The sequence below is a fragment of the Paraburkholderia sp. CNPSo 3281 genome (genome assembly GCF_024206515.1).
Classification (GTDB): domain Bacteria; phylum Pseudomonadota; class Gammaproteobacteria; order Burkholderiales; family Burkholderiaceae; genus Paraburkholderia; species Paraburkholderia nodosa.
In genome coordinates, this window is the sequence record NZ_JAMBPS010000018.1 from 14,185 (window position 1) to 33,550 (window position 19,366).

18 protein-coding genes are annotated in these 19,366 nt (G+C 60.3%); 6 read left to right on the forward strand and 12 right to left on the reverse strand.

Features of this window, described 5'->3' with window-relative positions; genetic code table 11:
• Window positions 1-1,004 precede the first annotated feature (1,004 nt).
• Window positions 1,005-1,451, reverse strand: a complete 447-nt coding sequence (locus M3I56_RS19010; protein WP_254355303.1) for a type II 3-dehydroquinate dehydratase — start codon at window positions 1,449-1,451, stop codon at window positions 1,005-1,007.
• A 4-nt stretch (window positions 1,452-1,455) separates the two neighbouring features.
• On the reverse strand, window positions 1,456-2,799 hold the full coding sequence (locus M3I56_RS19015) for an MFS transporter (protein ID WP_375541752.1): 1,344 nt from the start codon (window positions 2,797-2,799) through the stop codon (window positions 1,456-1,458).
• 128 nt (window positions 2,800-2,927) lie between these two features.
• On the opposite strand from M3I56_RS19015, the gene M3I56_RS19020 reads away from it, so the two are divergent.
• Window positions 2,928-3,713 (forward strand): IclR family transcriptional regulator, encoded by a 786-nt coding sequence (locus M3I56_RS19020; RefSeq protein WP_028203552.1) that lies wholly within the window; start codon window positions 2,928-2,930, stop codon window positions 3,711-3,713.
• A gap of 119 nt (window positions 3,714-3,832) precedes the next feature.
• On the forward strand, window positions 3,833-4,111 hold the full coding sequence (locus M3I56_RS19025; protein ID WP_254355304.1) for a hypothetical protein: 279 nt from the start codon (window positions 3,833-3,835) through the stop codon (window positions 4,109-4,111).
• A 124-nt stretch (window positions 4,112-4,235) separates the two neighbouring features.
• Here the strand turns inward: M3I56_RS19025 and M3I56_RS19030 are convergent, their stop codons facing one another.
• The 4 genes from M3I56_RS19030 to M3I56_RS19045 all read right to left on the reverse strand — a co-directional run bounded on the left by M3I56_RS19030 (window position 4,236) and on the right by M3I56_RS19045 (window position 7,995).
• The gene (locus tag M3I56_RS19030; RefSeq protein WP_266227023.1) at window positions 4,236-4,751 is read right to left on the reverse strand and encodes a gamma-glutamylcyclotransferase family protein; all 516 of its coding nucleotides are present in this window, start codon (window positions 4,749-4,751) and stop codon (window positions 4,236-4,238) included.
• A gap of 88 nt (window positions 4,752-4,839) precedes the next feature.
• Window positions 4,840-5,484, reverse strand: coding sequence for a DUF429 domain-containing protein (locus tag M3I56_RS19035; RefSeq protein WP_254355306.1), 645 nt, complete (start codon window positions 5,482-5,484; stop codon window positions 4,840-4,842).
• A 71-nt stretch (window positions 5,485-5,555) separates the two neighbouring features.
• Window positions 5,556-6,323: an H-NS histone family protein gene (locus M3I56_RS19040; protein ID WP_254355307.1), complete on the reverse strand. Its 768-nt coding sequence runs from the start codon at window positions 6,321-6,323 to the stop codon at window positions 5,556-5,558.
• 340 nt (window positions 6,324-6,663) lie between these two features.
• On the reverse strand, window positions 6,664-7,995 hold the full coding sequence (locus tag M3I56_RS19045) for a PLP-dependent aminotransferase family protein (protein WP_254355308.1): 1,332 nt from the start codon (window positions 7,993-7,995) through the stop codon (window positions 6,664-6,666).
• A 90-nt stretch (window positions 7,996-8,085) separates the two neighbouring features.
• Here M3I56_RS19045 and M3I56_RS19050 point away from each other — a divergent pair, with 90 nt between their 5' ends.
• Window positions 8,086-8,682, forward strand: coding sequence for a DJ-1/PfpI family protein (locus M3I56_RS19050; RefSeq protein WP_254355309.1), 597 nt, complete (start codon window positions 8,086-8,088; stop codon window positions 8,680-8,682).
• A gap of 99 nt (window positions 8,683-8,781) precedes the next feature.
• Complete coding sequence (locus M3I56_RS19055; protein ID WP_254355310.1) at window positions 8,782-9,216, forward strand: MarR family winged helix-turn-helix transcriptional regulator; 435 nt, start codon at window positions 8,782-8,784, stop codon at window positions 9,214-9,216.
• 31 nt (window positions 9,217-9,247) lie between these two features.
• Here the strand turns inward: M3I56_RS19055 and M3I56_RS19060 are convergent, their stop codons facing one another.
• On the reverse strand, window positions 9,248-10,024 hold the full coding sequence (locus M3I56_RS19060; RefSeq protein ID WP_254355311.1) for an enoyl-CoA hydratase-related protein: 777 nt from the start codon (window positions 10,022-10,024) through the stop codon (window positions 9,248-9,250).
• Between the two features lie 638 nt (window positions 10,025-10,662).
• Between M3I56_RS19060 and dinB the strand changes: the two genes are divergently transcribed.
• Entirely contained in the window at window positions 10,663-11,808 is a 1,146-nt protein-coding gene (gene dinB, locus M3I56_RS19065; RefSeq protein WP_254355312.1) for a DNA polymerase IV, read from the forward strand.
• Window positions 11,809-11,878: 70 nt separating this feature from the next.
• Here dinB and scpB read toward each other — a convergent pair whose 3' ends face one another.
• The 3 genes from scpB to M3I56_RS19080 are packed head-to-tail and all read right to left on the reverse strand — an operon-like array spanning window position 11,879 to window position 15,305.
• Window positions 11,879-12,682: a methylmalonyl-CoA decarboxylase gene (scpB, locus tag M3I56_RS19070; protein ID WP_254355313.1), complete on the reverse strand. Its 804-nt coding sequence runs from the start codon at window positions 12,680-12,682 to the stop codon at window positions 11,879-11,881.
• A 4-nt stretch (window positions 12,683-12,686) separates the two neighbouring features.
• Window positions 12,687-13,946, reverse strand: a complete 1,260-nt coding sequence (locus tag M3I56_RS19075) for a CaiB/BaiF CoA-transferase family protein (RefSeq protein WP_254355314.1) — start codon at window positions 13,944-13,946, stop codon at window positions 12,687-12,689.
• Between the two features lie 39 nt (window positions 13,947-13,985).
• On the reverse strand, window positions 13,986-15,305 hold the full coding sequence (locus M3I56_RS19080; protein ID WP_254355315.1) for an MFS transporter: 1,320 nt from the start codon (window positions 15,303-15,305) through the stop codon (window positions 13,986-13,988).
• Between the two features lie 152 nt (window positions 15,306-15,457).
• Here M3I56_RS19080 and M3I56_RS19085 point away from each other — a divergent pair, with 152 nt between their 5' ends.
• The gene (locus tag M3I56_RS19085; protein ID WP_254355316.1) at window positions 15,458-16,408 is read left to right on the forward strand and encodes a LysR substrate-binding domain-containing protein; all 951 of its coding nucleotides are present in this window, start codon (window positions 15,458-15,460) and stop codon (window positions 16,406-16,408) included.
• 36 nt (window positions 16,409-16,444) lie between these two features.
• Here M3I56_RS19085 and M3I56_RS19090 read toward each other — a convergent pair whose 3' ends face one another.
• Window positions 16,445-18,220, reverse strand: a complete 1,776-nt coding sequence (locus tag M3I56_RS19090; protein ID WP_254355317.1) for a phospholipase D-like domain-containing protein — start codon at window positions 18,218-18,220, stop codon at window positions 16,445-16,447.
• A 123-nt stretch (window positions 18,221-18,343) separates the two neighbouring features.
• Entirely contained in the window at window positions 18,344-19,087 is a 744-nt protein-coding gene (locus tag M3I56_RS19095) for a FadR/GntR family transcriptional regulator (protein WP_254355318.1), read from the reverse strand.
• Window positions 19,088-19,366: the final 279 nt, after the last annotated feature.

The window sequence follows — 19,366 nt, forward strand, 5'->3', positions numbered from 1 at the left end:
CATGAAGGAGGACGTCGCTCCCCGCCCCGCTCACCCTGGGGGAAAAGTAACAAGACTGGATGCGTGGCGAGAGAGGAGTCCGTTCGATCTCCTCCTCCGCGCGCTAGACGTCGTACTGCCTTTGCCACGCTCGACAAGGAGATGCCAAAGGTACGTCGCATCACGGCACTCGGTGGCGGTGCAGCCGCCAAAAGCGTGTCGGAAAGCCGTTCGCTAGACACAGCATCGATCGGACCAAAAATTGGCGGCGCGATTTACGGTCTCGTCTCTCTCTCGTCGACGACATCGAAGAGGGCTCGCACAACGTAACGAGATGGTGGGTGCTTGGCAGAGAGATGCCTGCTGCCACTGGCAACGACAAGACGTCGCTGCTTGTGGACGTGGCGGATAACGACTTCTCCTCTTTACTCGAAGACATGACGGCGCGAAGCTCAAAATTCCTGCCATCGATGAACGGCCGAGCAAGAGAACGTTAGACACCCATCACTACCTTATAGAGGTGGAGGGGCACGCAAAACTTGGCGCATTACGGGAATTTTTCCAATCAAACACTCAAATCAGGGTGCCTGGTACGTACGCGCGCAAATACTGAGAGTCGAGAGTCGCTTACCAGGAGCGAGGCCGTGGCTGCCCTTGCGATCGAGATGACTAAAGCGCCCGGGCTCCTCGACCGAACCATCGCTCCGAAGAGCAGGCTGCGCACGATGACGGCGTTTTCAAGCTGGAAGCTCATCGGACCGGAGGCATATCGTTTGCCGCCCGCTTAGATGCATCCGAAACGGCGCATCAAGTTTTCAACTTCAATTTCAATGGACTTCTCGTGATAGTACCGGCGATTCTTGTTCTCAAGGCGCTGTGCAAACCCAACGCAACCCTATTTGAGGACTTGTTTCGCCCCGCCTCGGACACTTTCGATTGCGAGCCACCAGATGACGATGTAGCGCATGCCGAACGAAGCGGGCTCCATCGAGGAGCCCGCGTGCTTCATAAATCGAGGAGCCGGCTCAAGTCTGTTTAGCCCACAGATCGTCGATCGCGCGGATCGCCAGCAGGTATCCGTTTGCTCCCGCCCCGCATATTACGGCCGTGGCGGCCACCGAAATCGTCGAGTGACGATATTCCTCCGAGCGTTGGTGGATGTTGGTGATATGCAATTCCACAACCGGCCGGCGGATGAGCTTGACTGCGTCGAGCACCGGAATCCGGCCGAACGAAAAGCCGGCCGCATTGAGGATCAGCGCGGCGTCCTGCAGGAACGCTTCCTGAATCCAGTCGACCAACTCGCTTTCGCTGTTCGTTTGACGAAATACGCAGTCGAACTTGAGAGCGTCTGCCAGCGTGAGGCAGTTCTGTTCGATGTCCTTCAGCGTGGTGGTGCCATAAAGATGCGGCTCCCTCGCGCCCAGCATATTCAGGTTGGAGCCGTTGAGGATGTAGAGTTTGCGAGTCATGGTGTCAATGTGTTGAAGAGCGTTCCAGGGCCGTGTCCCTGGTTTCGCGGGATATTGCGATCGTCAGGAAGGAGATCAGGTTCAGCGAGCCGCAAACCGCTACGATGGCCCACGGGGAGCCGTTAAAGGCATTGAGTAGCGCCACGGCAACGATGGGCATCGGGCCGCCGGTGAGCAGGTTGGCTCCCGAATACGACAGCGCGGACCCGGTGTAGCGCGCCTCGGTCGGGAATGACTCGGCGAACCAGACCGGCTGGATACCGCTCTGGAACTGTGTGAAGCCGAGGAAGGCGCCCATCACTGCCATCGTCATGGCGATCGAGTTGTGGTTGAGGATCGGGAAGTAAATCAGGCAGCAGATCAGTGTGCAGGACGATCCGATCATCAGCGCACGTTTGCGTCCGATCCGATCGCTCAGATAGCCGCCCGCCAGTGCGCCCACGATGGCGCAGACATTCGCCACCATCAGCAGCATGAAGCCGGTCTGCCTGGGTACGCCGAGGTGCTTCGTCAGGTAGCTGAGCGAGAAGACCACGATCAGATAAAACAGCGCGGCCGGGCCGCAGAAGAACAGCGTCAGGCGGAGCGCGGTGCGCCAGTGATATTTGAAGACGGTGCCGAGCGGATTGGCGGCGCGTGTCGATGCGCCAGTCCTCTTGAGCGCCTCGAAGGCCGGAGTCTCGCTAACCTTCCTGCGGATATAGATGCCCAGCAGCACCAGAACAAAGCTCGCGAGAAACGGAACTCGCCAGCCCCAGCTATCGAAGTCGTCCGACGAAAGCAACGCGGCCAGGGTAAAGAGCGAGAAATTGGCGAGGATCTGGCTGAGCGGCGAACAGATGCCAAGCAGACCTGAATACCAGCCACGGCGGTTAGCAGACGCATGCTCCACCGCCATCAGCTGCGCACCCGTCGATTCGCCGCCAAGCGCGAAACCCTGAATGATGCGAAGCGACACCAGCAACGTCGGCGCGAGGATGCCAACCTGGTGGTAAGTGGGCAGCAAGCCCATCAGGAACGACGACGCGCCCATCACCGACACGGTGATCAGCATCAGTTTGCGGCGTCCCCAACGGTCCCCGAGCATCCCGCAAATCACCGCGCCGAGCGGGCGTGCGGCCAACCCTGCCCAGAAACTTGCGAGAGACGCGAGCAGCGAGGCGGTCGGGTCGAGCGACGGGAAAAACAGCTTGGGAAAGATCGTGGCCGCGACCACGCCATAGAGCGCGAAGTCGAACCATTCGAGCGCGGTACCGACAGTTGCCCCTGCTACTGCCCGACGCGCCATCAAGTGAGCCTGCGCAGACCGTCCCTCCGCGGCAAGGTCCGAATCAGCAAAAAATGACATGTTGTCTCCTGAATTCTTGATATGTCGATGCGTTCGTTTCTGGCGACGAACAGGTGCTATTGTTTGTGCTGGACAGGCGGGGCGTTCCGTACCGGAACTGCATCTCATAATATGGAAACCAGCGAAAGATGTCGCTTAGAAACGGCCTAAGAATTCTCGATCTGCTGGCGTCGCAGGGCGAAGGTGCAGGCCTCGTGGCCATTGCCGATGCCTTGTCTCTGCCGCGCAGCACCTGCCACCGGCTGCTCGCCGAACTCGTTGAAGGCGGGTATGTCAGGCAACGGGTCGATCACAGCCGCTACATCCTGACAATGCGCATGACGTCGAACGGACTCGAATTCCTGAGTCTCACGGGCATCGCAGATATCGCCCAGCCGATCATCGAACGCGTCGCTGCGCAGACCGGCGAACTCGCGCGACTGTCGCTGGTGGATGGCGAAGCGATCATCTGGGTCGGGAAGGCGGACGGACACCGCACCGGCTTCCGCTACGACCCCGACATGGGCCAGGCCGCACGACTTTCATGCACCTCGACCGGACACGCATGGCTCATGACGATGACCGATGAACAGGCGGCCTTGCTAGTCTTGAAACAAGGCTTCGGACAGCCGAATGAGTTCGGACCCAATGCGCCGACGACACTAAAAGCGCTGCTCGGTTTCGTGCATGCGGCGCGCGTGCGTGGCTACGCGATGATCGACGAGGTGTTTGCCCCGCGCATGTCGGCAGTGGCGACGCCCGTGGTGAGCGGCTCACGCTGCGTCGGCGTCATCAGCCTGGCGGGTCCTCGGGTGCGACTAACGACCGAGAAGATTCACGAGTACTCGGGACTGCTACGCGAGGCGGCCAATGAGCTGGCCCAGTTGAGCAATATGGCGGGATTCTCACATCGGCCGCCGCTCGGAAAGGGATGAGGACGCAGAATTCAGTCAATATTTAAAAAATATCTAAGGTCACACTGAAATGCAACCGCAATACAGCCGGGTACCAGCATCGGCGTGCCGTTTCCTGCCCTACCCAATATCCCTGTCACTTGAAGAATTTCAGGCTCACCTCGCGTGCCGGCGTCGCGGCCGACGCCGCAAAGCAGCTTTTCAAAAGCTTTGACGCGTCCGACGATGATCAGGTGTCGCTGAGTGAGTTTGTTGAGGGAGTGAGCAAGAGTATCGAGAGCGGAAGCCAGGTGTTCAATGACCTCATGGATTCCTATACGAGGGATGCGAACGGGAATCTGGATCTAGCCGCCACCGACAACTTCCTTAGCGCCGGTGTGGCAGCAGAGACGGCTTTCTGGAAAAACCTCAGTCGGTGAATTGGAGTTTGCCGCAGTAGCGTCGCGAGCGCCGCCTCAGGCACCCGATCCTGCATTTGTCGGAAAGGCGTGAAGCAATAGCGGCTCGGAAATGGAAAGCGTAGGCATCCCGTGCCGAGGCCGGTCAAGTCGCCGAGTAAGCCCGAAGCTCCTTCTCGGTTCGGGCTGAATCAGGATCGTCGATAGAGTCAACTGCCTCGATAGCTCGCACGTAGTCTTCAGGCAAATTCGCCTCCCTCGCGCCCACCAATACGTGCTGCTTGTACCAGTGGTAGGGCTGAAGACCCGGCTGCTTCTTCGTAGCGACGTAGGTCAGCGCATACACTCCGCCAGTCGCGGTCTCAACCCGGACACTCAAAGGCTCGTAACCCTTACCCGCTCCTTCGAATGTGTCGAGCGCCTCCCGTTCGCCAGGCACGACCGAGAAAATGACGCCATAGACTCTGTCACCAACGTTTCCCGTGTGCTCACAATCGCATTTTCCCGAGCCGTCTTTCTTGCTCAATTTGTCGAACGCGAGTTTGTAGCCAGTCACGAACCCCGTGGTGACAACCCTCGCTGACGGCAGCCTCGCGATGAGGCGTCGTATCGACATGTTGGAGCCGTACGCGAAATAGGTAAATTCGCTGCTCGAGTGCATAGCTGTGATTGCCCTCGTGACAACTGAAGTGGGACATAACGCACGGCAAGCCACCTGCAACATCCCACACGGCGGCACGGTATTAGCGTCAATACGTGTTCAAGGAAAGCGGAATCGGAACATGAATGTAGCCACCTTCCACGTCGCCGTAAGCATATGTGCGCCCTTCAACCAGGTATCTCGCGGTCAGCGCACACAGCGCGGCATCGAAGTCATCAATCGATTTCAAGCCAGAGGCGTCGATCATAGCGCTTTCGAGTACTTCAGGCCGTTGCCGGCGCTTCTCCTTCGCAGACGTCCCCTCCTTGCCGCGCAGAGCACAGGTCACGGCATGGGGAAACGTTTCGAAGCTAACACGCCCACCCTGGAAATCGCGAGATGACAGCAGCGGAAAGTCGGAAGTAAAGACCTGGTAAATGACTTCTCCGTTGAACATCCACCGGTAGAAGCGACCCGGATTCTCATCGGCCCGCGTTCGGGTTGGCGTGGCGAATGAAAAGATGCGTTGACGCGCAAGCTCCCTTTCCGCACGCCGCCCTTCGCCTTCGACACCCCAGTGGCAAGGCGCGTCGATCCCAACGGCCTGGACGCCGTACTCGAGGCACGCTTGCAGCATCTCCTGCGGGGTTTTCGTATCGGCAGGCCGGAAAGCACGGCTGCCTTCCAGAATGACCAGATGGCAGCCCTTCTTGTCACCGCCCACGTCGATGCCAGCAACCGTCCGTGTATTCACGCGGTCCCCGCCACGAGTAACAAGTGCTGAACCGGGCTGGAAGCAGGCTTCCGGAGCCCGGTGTGTGCCACTCAGGCCGCAGCGGCCGTGCCCACGACTTCAGTGGCCGCCGCAGGTGCGGCAACTTCGACGGGCGCCGTCGATTTCACCACTAGCTTCGGCGCACGGGCTTTTCGGACGACAGGTGATTTCGCCGCTGCGCCGTTCTTCGGTGCAGCTTTGCGTGCCGGCGATGCCGCCGCCTTCACAGATACCTTCTTGACAGGAGCCTTTTTCGTTGCAGCGTTCTTTTTTACAGCAGCCTTCTTCGCTGCCGGCGCCTTGGCCGTCTTGGCTGCAGGCTCCGCCTTTTCAATCAAAAACTTCGACCGGTCCTTCGCGCCTGCGAGCCATGCCGGTGCGATGCCACGACCGGACCACGTCGCGCCGGTTTTCGGGTCACGATATTTCGGCGGCTGCGGTCCGCGCACGTAGTTACCTGCCTTAGGCGCTTTCACAGCAGCGGCCGATTTCGGCGCCGCGCCGGCAATCAGGAACTTGCTTCGGTCTTTTGCATTTGCAATCCACGCGGGAGCGCGACCATGGCCGGTCCAGGTCGCGCCGGTTTTGGGATCGCGATATTTCGCTGCCGACGGACCCTGCTTCGCAGCAAGGGTCGCGCCCGGCGTGCGGCCGCGCCGCTTGCCGACAAATGCCTCAATGTCAGCAACCGTCACGACATGCTTGTCCATCAGGCCGCGAATCTTCTCGAGTACCACCGACGATTTCGTTGTCGCCAGCGATTCTGCTTGAGCCTGCAGCTTTGCGATTCTTGCCTGAATCGATTGGAGCGTAGCCATCCGTGGTTTTCCTTTGAAAAGTTAATTTTTTCCACTATGCCACATCGGACGACGAATACAACATTTGGTGTCGAATTAGTTTGCGCCAGGCAGTGGGAAACATTACTTACTATTTCCAGATCGACAAGTCGTCTGACTATCGGTGCGGAAGTGCCGCCGTGTTCTTAGGTCTCGTCAATTCAATTCAGCGTGTTCTTACTCGTTATGCGAAAGCAGGCGAGTACGCGATTTGAACATAGGAATACCGATAGGCTCTCGCGCGATACTTCATGTTTTACCTGACCGATAGCATCAGGTTCTCATATCCCTCGATGCTCATCAGAGCCATCGCGCGCTCCGTTCAATACGTATGTTCAGCAACCACACGAGCCACCGTCTCCAGCGACCGCTCGAGCGTGGCCAGATCGACGGAACCGATTGCGAGGCGAATGGCGTGAGGCACGTGAGGCGAAGTCGAAAACGGCAGCGCGGTCGTCACGGAAATCCGTTCGCGCATCAACGCCATTGCGATCGCGTCGGCGCGGACCTCGGGTTCGAGTGGCATCCAGATGAAGTACGACGCTGGGTGCCCTATTCTCTTGAGCGGACCCAGAACCTCGGCGGCGAGGCGCTGACGTATCGCGGCATCGCGCCGCTTCTCGTCTTCGAGCCTCGCCGCCGTGCCGTCTTCCATCCAGCCGCAGGCGATGGCCGTCATGGTCGCCGGCGTGTTCCACGTCGTCGCCCGGATCGCCCGCTCGAGCCTCGGCACCCAATCGCGCGGTGCGTGGATGAAACCGATGCGCAGACCCGTCGCAACACTCTTCGACAAGCTCGACACATAGACCGTCGTCTCCGGCGCGAGCGATGCCAACGGCGGCGGCGCATCGTCTGCCAGGAACGCATAGGCGGCGTCCTCGATCAGAATCAGCCCATGTCGTCGTGCGATGGCGGCAAGCTCGCGGCGCCGCGTCGCGCTCATCACCCAGCCGAGCGGATTATGAAGGGTCGGCATGGTGTAGACGGCGCGCACTTTTCGTCGCTTGCACAGGGCCGCCAATGCGTCCAGATCCGGGCCGCGTCCGGCGGCGGGGATCGGTGCGAGTTCCAGTCGGCAGGCCTCGGCGGCCAGCTTGAACCCCGGGTAGGTCAGCGCGTCCACCGCCACCACGTCGCCGGGTTCGAATAACGCCATCGCCGTCGTCGTCAGTCCATGCTGCGCGCCGCTCACGAACAGCGTGGTTTCGGCGCTGGCTTCCAGGCCCCGGCGGGCCAGGTGTCGCGCCGCCGTCGCCCTTTCGTGTTCGCGCCCGCCGTGGGGCTGGTAGCGGAGCAGCGACTCCAGGTCGCCGGCCGCCGCGAGCTGGCGCAGTGCTGCCCTGAGCAGGTCGGTCTGATCGGGCGACGACGGATAGTTGAAGCTCAGGTCCACGGCGTCCGCGCTCCACGCATGCAGATCGACGCCTTGTCCGCGGGGCAGCGGCTCCTTGACGAACGTGCCGCGGCCGGTTTCGCCGCTGACGAGCCCCATCGCCTGCAGCTCCGCATAGACACGCGTTGCCGTGACCAGTGCCAGGCCCTCGCGCGCAGCCAGTTCGCGGTGCGTGGGCAGACGCGTGCCGGGACGCAGACGGCCCGCACGGATTTCGGCGGCGAGCCGATCGACCAGCGATTTGTAGCGGGGTTCCGGCATGGCCCAATGTATCCATGACAATAATTTGATTGTATTGATTGTCGGCCCTACCATGGCTCGACACAACCTCTTCCACCGTATGAGGGCGCCATGCACATCGCCATCCTGACCTTCGAAGGCTTCAACGAACTCGACTCGCTGATCGCATTCAACCTCCTCAACCGGGTCCGGCAACCCGACTGGCGGGTTTCGATTGCCAGCCCGGCGTCCACTGTGCGTTCAATGAATGGCCTCGTGCTGGAGGCGCAAGTGTCGCTGAACGACGCATGCGAAGCCGACGCGGTCTTGGTCGGCAGTGGAGTCCGCACGCGCGACGTCGCCGCCGATCCCGCGCTGATGTCGCAACTCAGGCTCGACCCAACGCGCCAGCTGCTCGGTGCGCAGTGCTCCGGCACGCTGATACTCGCGAAGCTGGGCCTGCTGCAGGGCGTTCCCGCATGCACGGACCTGACCACCACGCCGTGGGTCGAAGAGGCGGGTGTACCCGTGCTCGATCAGCCCTTCGTGGCCAGTGGGAATGTCGCGACGGCGGGCGGGTGTCTCGCATCGCACTATCTCGCGGCCTGGGTGATCGCGCGCCTCGCCGGCATCGAGGCTGCGCGCAGCGTGATTCACCATGCAGCGCCAGTGGGAGAGAAGGAAACCTACGTGACGCGCGCGATCGAGAACATTTCGCCGTTCCTTTAATCGGAACCCGCTGAACTTATACACCCCCTGGGAATGTGCCGATCAGCGCATGATATAATTCGCACGCGAACTAAATCGCACAATTTTATCTGCGCGGAAATGAAACATCGCCTCGTCTATCTATTGAATGTCGGACAGCGCCGGCTGCAACGGTGGTCGCAAACACGCGCAGCCGGCGGCGGCGTCACGGCAGCCCAGGCGGGGCTGCTGTTTTTTTTGGGTGATCGCAACGGCGCACTCATGAGCGAAGCCGCTGCTGCGCTGGATTTGGGCGCACCAGGCATGAGCGGTCTCGCTGACCGGACAGAAAAGGCGGGGTTAATCGAACGTCGGGCTGACGAGACCGATGGCCGGGTGTCGCGGCTGTGGTTGACGGAGGCAGGACGTACCGCGCGCCAAAAGGCGAAGCTTCGCATGAAAGACCTGAACGCCAGATTGACCGAAGGATTCACGGAAGCGGAGATCGACGTCGTGGCGCGGTGGCTGACCAGCCTGCAGACCAGGTTTGCGCTCGTCGAAGACGGCGACGCGTAACCTCGACCGTGGCCGGTCAGCAAGGCACTGGCTAGTGCTGGGCAACCCTCGAGAAGTCCGGCTTGCGTTTCTCGGCAAAGGCCGCGAATGCCTCCCTCGCCTCGGCGCTCGTCAGCCGCTCCTGAAACTTCGCGCTCTCGCTGTCCATTTGCGCAACCAGCGTTTCGGCTTCGCGCATCAGCTTTTTCATGGCGCTCAGAGAACCGGCCGGCTTGGCGGCGATTCTTTCGGCCATCCTGCGTGCATCGTCGCGTAGTTGATCCTTTGCGCAGACCTTGTTGGCAAGGCCCCACGCGACAGCGGTTGGCGCGTCGAGCGACTCGCCCAGCGCAAACATCTCGAAGGCCCGCACGTGGCCGACGCGCAGTGGAAGCAGGTAGCTGGACGCCGCCTCGGGGACGAGCGCGAGATTGACGAACGGAGTGATCAGTTCTGCGTCTGGCGCGAGCAGAACGTAGTCGCAGTGCAGTAGAAGCGTGGTGCCGATACCGACCGCCTTGCCCTGGACCGCCGCGATGATGGGCACGCTCGACTTCGCCAGGGCATGCAAAAAGCGATGCACATGTCGCTCACTGGGCCCCTTACCCGATGCAATGGCTGCGAACTCGCCCACATCGTTGCCCGCGGTAAACATGTCTCCGTCCCCTTGCATCAGCAATACGCGGACGTGGCTGTCGTGCTCCGCGTTCTCGATGATGTCTGCCAGCGTGCCATACATCTCGTTCGTCAGTGCATTCTTCTTGTCCGGTCGGGCAAGCGTAATCGTCAGAATGCCGTCGGCTTGATCGACGTGAATTTCCGCGCTCATGGTGCTCTCCTGAAATTTAGTTTGCATGCGAAGTATATAGGTAGTTCGCATGCAAAGTAAACCTGAGGGTCGATGCCATGCAATTCGGGGCCTGTTCGCGAACCCTCGTCCCTGATGACGTCCGAAGCCTGAATTTGGTTGCGGACCGAAATTCGACCAGGTACTCCATTCGCGACGTCGAGCCACTCCTCGCGCGCACGCATGCTCCGTAGCATTGAAGCATGACGAAACAGGCAAGCAACCGGAGGACTGAACATGCTTATTCTCACGGCCGTTATCGTGATCGCCGCCGTGGCGATCTGGAGCATCTACCGGCGTTATCACCCGCGCCAGGACTGACATCATGAGAGGCTGTTTCAAGGCCTCGTCGCAGCAGCCCGCCACACCGGCGGGCTTTTTTTTGGATTCCGCAGTCAGAGCGGCGGTGTCCGCGGAAGAGACGTTTGCGAACCCTCGCACTCAAAAAATATCGCCGAATCAGATCCAGCATCCTGACAAAGTTACTGTATAAATGTACAGTTCCAGGAATATCCGTAAAACGCAATGTGTCGTTGTCCCGCTGCTCCTCCCGGAATACTGCTGACGAGTAGCGTGTCGGTCGCGCGGAGTCATCGAACGCTATTTTTGAGTACCAAGGCATGCCAGATGATCGGCGCATAGCCCACATCGACATGGACGCATTCTTTGCGTCGTGTGAACTTTCGCAGTATCCCGAACTACGAGGCGAACCCATGGTGGTCGCCGGTCGTCGCTCGGATGCGCCACGAACGAAGCCGGACGGCACACGCGAGTTCTCTCGGCTACGCGACTATGTGGGCAGAGGCGTCCTCACGACCGCGACCTACGAGGCTCGCGCACTCGGCGTTCATTCCGGAATGCCCGCCATGAAGGCCGCCCGGTTAGCGCCGGATGCAATTCTCCTTCCAGTGAATTTTGACCTCTACCGAACGTACTCGCGACTGTTCAAGGATGCCGTCCGGTCAATCAGTTCGAGCATGGAAGACGTTGGCATCGACGAGGTCTACGCAGATGTTTCACTCACGGATGGCGATTCAGAGGTCATCGCGCGCAAGTTGAAGTCCGCCGTCTTCGAAGCCACCAATCTCACATGCTCCGTCGGCATCGCGCCAAACAAGCTGCTTGCGAAGCTGTGCTCCGATATGCAAAAGCCGGACGGCATCACAATCGTGACGCTAGAGGACGTGCAATCGAGGATTTGGCCAATGGCCGCGAACAAGATCAACGGTGTCGGCCCCAAGGCGGCCGCCAAGCTTGCGTCTTTTGGCATAACGACCATCGGTGAGATCGCTGCGCGCGACGAGCGCTGGCTCGTCGAGCACTTTGGACGAAGCTACGGGGCGTGGCTTCGCAGAGTCTCTCACGGACTGGATGACAGGCCGGTGGTGACGTATAGCGAGCCCGTCTCGATGAGTCGCGAGACCACATTCGAGCGCGATCTACACGCAGTACGGCACCGACAGGAACTGGGTGCAGCATTTACCCGCCTATGCGAACAGGTGGCGCTCGACCTCCAGCGAAAAGGCTATTTGGCCAGGAAGATCGGCATCAAGCTGCGCTTCAACGACTTCAAGACAGTCACGCGTGACGTCACGCTTCCTGAGCCTATTGATGACGCGAAAGCGTTGCGGCGCGCGGCGACTGAGTGCCTGAAAAGAGTCGAACTTGTCAAATCCATCAGGCTGCTGGGAGTCAAGGCCGGCAACCTCCAACCTGCCGGAGAAGCCTCCAGTAACGAGTCGCCTCAATTCACGCTCGATTTTTAGTCCGTGAGCCATTGACCGCGCTCGCGCTCCTTGTCGCAGCGATTGGACGCCAGGCGCGTTCCCGGGAGACTCATCGACCGCGAAACTCCGGTGAACGTCGCTGCGCGAATGCCTCCAGCCCTTCCCTCATGTCGTCGCCGGCGCACGCCGCCCTGCGAAGCTCCGCGATTCTCTCCATCGCATCGACAGGCACCGGCACGACGTCTTCGAGAATTCGCAATTGCTCCTTGACCGCAGCAATTGCCAACGGCGCTTTGGTCGCAATCTCCCTCGCCATCTGCAGGGCAACCGCCTCGACGTCGGCTGGCTGAACCAAGCGATTGAGCACACCGTGGCGCTCGGCTTCCTCGGCTTCGAGCGGTCGTGCGCAGAAGAACATCTCCTTGAGGATATGGATCGGCAGGTTGTTGATGAAACGGAGCAAACCGCTCGTGCTGTACGGCAGACCGATGTTCGCCGGCGTCATGGCAAAGCGCACGGTCGTGTCGGCGACGACAAGGTCGCAGCTCATCACGAGGTCGACTGCCCCGCCCCATACGGAACCCGACACCATTGCCATGACCACGCCCGGATACGCGCGCACCTGCCGTAGCACGCGCTCCAGCGGCTTACCCCAGGCAATCGGGTCGTGGTCGGCCTCGAGTTCACCGAGGTCGTGACCCGCGCTCCAGACCTTCTCGCCCACGCCGCTCGTCAAGAGCACTACGGGCACGCCCTTCGATGCCAGGTCTGTCAGTTGATCCTCGAGTGCGCCCAGCAATTCCGCATTCAAGGCATGGTGTCTGGAAGCGTTGCGAAAGACCACCTTTCCAATGCGCCCTTCAATGATTTCAGTGGTGACCTTCACGCATTCTTCCGGCGCAATCGCACTCATTTCGTTACTCCACATGTTGCGTCAGACCGCGCTGCGACTCTTGCGCCGGCACGCGGGGAACTTGATAAAGCACACCCGCGGAGAGTAGCTCATAGAGCTGCGATTCGCTAAAGCCACTCTCGCGCAAGACTTCTACCGAGTGCTCACCCAGCGCAGGTGGCGCATGGCGTGTCGCTTCGCGAGCAGCCGGCTCGCCCTCCTTCGATGCATTGAACAGGGGCGTCGGAACCTGGCGCACTTCTCCGAGGATTCGATGTTGCACCGCTTCAACCAGACCACAGTGCTGGACCTGTGCATCGGCGAACACCTCCTCGAGCGTGTTGATGGGTCCGGCGGGCAATCCGGCATCGACAAATAACGCCGTCCACTCGCGTTTTCCCCTCGTCTTCAGTCGGCGCTCGATGATTTCCTTCAACTCGCCACGATTGGCCACGCGCGCTTCGTTGGTCGCAAAACGCGGATCGCCCGGCAATTGCGGGAGGTCGAGAAGCTGGCACAACCGACGCCACATCTCCGTCGTGATCGGAGCGATATTGAGCGGGCCGTCCGCGGTCTCGAACACCCCGTACGGGGCGATGACCGAGTGCGCATTGCCCGTGCGCGCCGGAACGTCGCCGAGGCTCAGATAGCGTTGCGCATGCACGCTCAGCAGCCCGACCAGACTGGCGAGCAACGAGGTGCTGACATGCTGGCCCTGCCCCGTCCGCTCGCGTTCGAAGAGCGCGGAAATCACCGCAATGGTCAGCCAAAGGCCGGAACTCAGGTCGCCGATGGCCGTGCCCGTACGTGTCGGCTCGCCTTCCGGGAATCCCGTGAGACTCATGAGACCCGAATAGCCTTGCGCAATCTGGTCGAAACCCGGCCAATCCTTGAGCGGGCCGGAGTCGCCAAATCCGCTGATGCTCGCCATGACGAGGCCCGGATTGCGCTCACGCAACACGTCGTAGCCCAAGCCCATTTTCTCCATGGTGCCAGGCTTGAAGTTCTCGAGCACGACGTCGGCCTCTTCGATCAGGCGTTTTACTGCGTCCAGTCCACGCGGATCGCGCATGTCGATGCAGAGTGCCCGCTTGTTCCGGTTGCACGACAAGTAGTACGTACTAATGCCGCGATCGAACGGTCCCCAGGCGCGGCTCATGTCACCGTCAGGACCGGATTCGACCTTGACGACGTCAGCACCAAGGTCGGCCAGCACCATTGCGCAAAACGGGCCCGAGAGCGCGCGCGTCAAATCGACGACCCTGATTTTCTCCAACGCTTTCATACGATGTCTCCAGTTGCCACTTTTGTGTTCCAGCCAAGATTACTCCGGAAGGCGCGCGTGGCGCGTCTCGGTAGCAAAAGGCAGGATGAGAATGCCTAAACCGAAGGCCGCCGCCGTCCAGGCGACCGGCGTGCCCAGCGAGCCCTGCCAGTTAATCGCGGCGGCGAGGACGAAATTGACCCCTGCGCCAATGAATCGGCCTACCGAAGCATTGAACGCGAATGCCGTCGCGCGAATGCGCGTTGGGTACTGTTCCGGCAGCCACAGCGAGAAAATCGCGAAGTTTCCGCCGAAGAATCCCAGCAAAACAAGAGACGCCATGAATAGACGCAGCCCGTCTGGCAGATAGAACGCCCATCCGAACGCCAGCACGATAGCGCCCGCCATCCCCACGAAATACAGACCGAGAGCCGTTCTGCGCCCCACTTTTTCCGCGAGATACGGCGCGACCAGACAGCCGATAATCGTGCCAACGGACAGAATGGCCGCCCCCACCGACGCAAGGTGAATCGCGTCGACTTTACTGAGTCCGGCGCGCGTCGCGAGACTCACGACGGCACTCGCCTCATAGACGGAACCGGCCCACAGCCCCACGATTGCCACACCGACGAGCGCGGCGCTGGTGATGGTGCGCCGCCGAAACTCAGGAGCGAATATCAGTCGCAGTGGCGACACCGCGGGTTGAGCGCGTGCAGAATGGCGCGCGGATTCCCGGTCCCACTTCCCGGGTTCCTTCACCTTGAATACGGTGAAGATGGCGAGGATCGCCGGCGCCAGACCGCAAAGGAACATGGCGCGCCAGCCGTATTGGGCGCCGACGGTGTAGTTGAGCCACGCGGCGATAAAGAACCCCAGGTAGTAGCCGGTTTGCAGGTAGCCCGCGCCCATCTTTCGGCGGTCTTCGGGCCAACTCTCTGCGATGTACGTGCCGGCAAGCGCCCACTCACCGCCAACGCCGATGCCTGCAATCAGACGGAACACCCCGAGTTCCCACACGTTATGCGCGAAGGCCGCAGCGCCCGTGAAAATCGAGTAAATCAGAATACTGGCCGCGAGCGTTCGCACACGCCCGTAGCGGTCAGCGAGCGGCCCCCAGATGAACGACATGCCCCAGCCGATAAGGAACAAGGCAAACAGAATCGAGCCGTACATGCCGAGATTGCCGGGCGTCGGCTCGATGCCGGAAAGGGGAAGCAGTTCTGTGAGCGCGGGAACAAGCACCAGTGCGTAGATCACGGAGTCCACGCCGTCGAGAACCCAACCGAGGTAAACCGCCCAGAAGCCGCCTATCTGCTCCCGCGAAAGCGGCGTGCGCCGCGCCCTCACTTCGTTTGAGGCTGGCACAAGGGTTTTCTGCATGCTCGTCTCCGTTGTATCGACCGTCCGGGCTTGAAAGTGCGTCGTTCGGCGACGGTTATGTGAGGCGAGTATAAGAAGCGACACCATCCATGAAAAATATGATATTCCTCTCGCGCGAGAACAATTTCTTATGGCGAGACAGGAGAGTCGGCGTGGACCTGAGACAATTGCGGTACTTCGTGAAGGTCGTGGAATACGGCAATGTGACTCGCGCGAGCGAGGCGCTTCACGTCGCACAGCCTGCCGTCAGCCAGCAGATACGCAATCTGGAAAGCGAACTCGGCACCCAGCTGCTCGAGCGAAGCACCCAGGGCGTTACACCAACGGCGTCCGGAAAAACGCTGCATCGCCATGCACTGGAACTGCTGCGGCAGGCCGATCGCACCGGCGAACTCTTGCGGCAAGACGCCGAATCTCCCGAGGGCAAGGTTTCCGTCGGGTTGCCTTCGAGCACCTCCCGAGTGCTCGCCATCCCGCTCGCGCAGGCCGTGCGAGCGCGCTATCCGGGAATCGTGATCGAACTCATCGAGGCACCCACCGCCGATTTGCACAACCTGATTGCAGGTGGACGCGTGGACCTGGCAATCGTCGCAGATGCCGTGGAAACCCACGGCGTCCAGGCCGAACACCTGCTGTCCGAGACCTTGTATCTGATTGCCTGGCCCGAGTTCGAGCTTCCTCGAGAGCCGATTGCCTTGAGCGCGCTCGCGACGATGCCGATGGTGCTGCCGAGTGCGCCAAACACCATTCGCAGCCGCGTCGAGTGGGCGCTGCGCGAAAAGGGCCTGGCATGCAAGATCCTTTTCGAGGCCAGTTCGACGGCATTGTTATTCGCCGCGGTGATGGCGAAGCTCGGCGTGACCGTTCTCCCCTGGACCGCGGCTCACGTCGAACTGGACGAGGGCAAATTGAAGCTGGCGCAACTCAATCACACCCTGTTTCGGCGCGATCTCTCGCTTTGCTGGAAAGACACGCCGCTCGTGAGCAACGCCGTCCTCAAGGTCAAGAATACGATGCGTGAGCTCGTGGCAACGCTGAGCGCGCGTCCTGAATGGGCGGCTGGCAACGCGCAACGCCCGCGGCGTGCGAGGCGTGCGCGGTGACTGCGCAGTCAATGCGCAGTCACTGAAGCGATTGCATCAACTGGCCGGATCCGATGCCAAGGCAATGCGCGCCTTCTCCTCCGGACTATTCGCCTTGTAATACTTGTCGGCCCACTTGCGGTCGGGCTGCAGCAACAGCCGCTGCACGGTTCTATGCTGCTGCTCCTCGATGCCAACGGCGCGAGCACGATAGTGCTCGTATAACCGCATGAATTCAGCGAGGTAAATGCCGGCAATTCGCGTGTCTTTTATTTCGAGCAGATTCTCGTCGTTGAAATGCTCGGAGTTGTTGCTCATGTTGGCCGAGCCCGTGTAGACAATCGGATTGTCTCCCTCGGCGTCGATCACAATGAACTTGTGGTGGATGATGACCGGAGCGTAACTGGGCGCGACTTCGCCAGGAAAGAGCCGCAGTTCGGGTTCGAATCCTTCGGGCACGGTTGCCGGAGAAAAATACGATGCGTCGATGACGTCGCGGTTTTCCTTGCTTCGATGATAGAGCGCGAGATTTGCCAGCGCAGTCGTACTCACCGCTTCTCCCGCTTTTTGCGCCTCTTGCGCATTCTCAGCGGACTTTTCGCTAATGTTGTTGACGAGGCCGAACATCATGAGCCCCTTGTCGCCAGCGGCAAAGCAGGCGTCGCGAAGCGGTTCGTCTGTCGGCATGAAGAGGCAAAACAGGACGGAATGCTGCGCCTGTCCTATCGCTTCAACAATGGTATCGATCTGGATACGTCTGGTTTTCGTTTCCGGAGAGAAGCAAACACGCACAGCCGCGCTTCCCACCGACACGGGATCAGACCAGCCATTCGTGAGTTCAGCGGTCTGGTTGATCGGCGGATTGCTCGCGATGGCTTTCGTTCTGTCGTCGTACAGTTTCGCGAGATCAACCGAATCGAACAGGTGAAGCACGTTGGCCTGTTCCGTAATGCCTTCCGTCGTGAAGTTCGCAGACCCCGCCACGACGAATGCCGGGTTACCTTGCCGATCGCCCCTATCCGTCACAATGAGCTTGTCGTGCATGATATGCGTCTTGTCACGTGGGCAGAACGTCACGACGCCGCTCAGTGCATCGACTGCGGGTTCATTGGGCGATGGTGCGGGAGCTTTACCTTTTTCGCGAACCAGGTGTGAGTCGTATACGACGGCAACATTGGCTTTGCCGTGAGCGGTCCCAAACTCCTTGAACGCCGGGATCGCCCAAAGCGGGTCGGTCAGGTGATAGACGGCTGCCGCAGCGCGCGACGCGTCCAGAAATATTTCCTTGAACACAAGCTGCATGTCGTTCGCGAGCCACGTGCGAAGTTCAAGCGCCTCTGCGGCCGGCGGCGCGGTATGCGGATCGATTCCCATGGCCTTCACCTGTCGTGCAAAAGCCTGTGAGCTCACCACCGCACGGTTGAACCAGGTGCCGACGCCGTCTTCGATATGCGCCGGAAGCGTGACCTCAACCGAACTCGCCTCTGCGTTCAGCACATTCACATTGTCCGGCGTACCGACTACCGGATAGACGGTGTACTTGAACTGCTTGCCCCTGTCGGCCTCCTCGATACGCGCGTCCCACCACATGAATTTTTGAATCGGCGCGATGTTCGAAGGCGCATCAGGCTTCCCATCCGGCACCGGGCCGTTGAACGTGATTCGATTAGGGAGCCAGCTGCTCGCCTCATGCGATTTTCCGTCCGGGCTCGTGAAACCCGGGGCCCGCTCTATGGCAAAACCCAGGAAGTCGGCACGTGTCGCCCCTTCTGGCCAGTCGAGCGCGAGTAAAACCAGCGTCGGGGAGAGATAGCTGCGGACCTTCGTCGACATCGTTCACCTCTGCTGTGTAAGCCAAAAGCACCAGTGTCGACCAGGAATTTGTTGAAACAGTGAACGAACCATGTTGCCTGGATGTCGTTTCGATGACGCTGCCGCCAGCCGCGACAAACACATTTACTGCGGCGTGATATCTCGTTGCACCCGATGAATATGCTGCTCGACATAAAACGCCGCCGCATCGGCGTCTCCGCAGACAATGGCTTCGTAAATCAGCCGATGCTCCGCAACGTACAGTCGAATGCGAGCCGGGTCATAAATCCCGTCGTCCTTGAGCCGCTTCCACAGCGACTGGTCCATGGTCGATGCGATTTCTTCTGCGAGCTTCGCCAGCAACGCATCCCCTGTCATCACCGCCAGTTGACGATGAAAGAGCCTGTCGCTGTTGTTCCACAGCGCTCGCTCTTCGGGCGTCGCCACGTCCCTCAACGTCTCCATCTGGTCCAGATAGTGCTCGGCCAGCCGGTCTCGCTGTTTGCGTGCTGCCGCGCGCCTTGCAATGGCGGGCTCGAGAATCAGACGCACGTCGAGCGTAGCCGACGGGCTGAAGTCCGATGCGGATTCCCCCGTCTGCGTTTCCACGCCCGGCGCTGCGGCAAGAATCTGGTTGGCCGTGGATGCCACGTAAGTGCCCGAGTTGCGCTTCGTGACAACGAGGCCCTCGTTTTGCAATTGCCCGATGGCTTCGCGCACGGCAGGCCGCCCAACGCCAAAGAGCGTGGCCAGTTCGCGCTCCGAAGGCAGCCGGGCATCCGGCAGGAATCGGCCGCTGCGGATCTCGGCTCGGATCTTTTCCGACACCTGCTCGTAAATCTGCAGTGGCCGAAAGTTGCCTTCAAGTTCGAAGCGGGCGGATGCCATCGTGAGTTCTCGGTGCGTCGTGAGGTGGTTCTAAAATATACCACTTTCGCGACTCCGTCCTGAAGCCCGTGACGGCATATACACGCGAGAAATCGGGAAAACCCGAACCACTTTTCTCTATTCGACCAGTCCATGCAAGCCATTTTGGTCCAATAAAAGCCCACAGCGACACCATATCGACGCAAATTGGCTTGCCAGTCACCCACCAGTGGTATAGATTCGTTCCACACCGAGCTCGAGAAATTGGCCGGACTGAAGCCAGAAACTCAACCTGGCCGC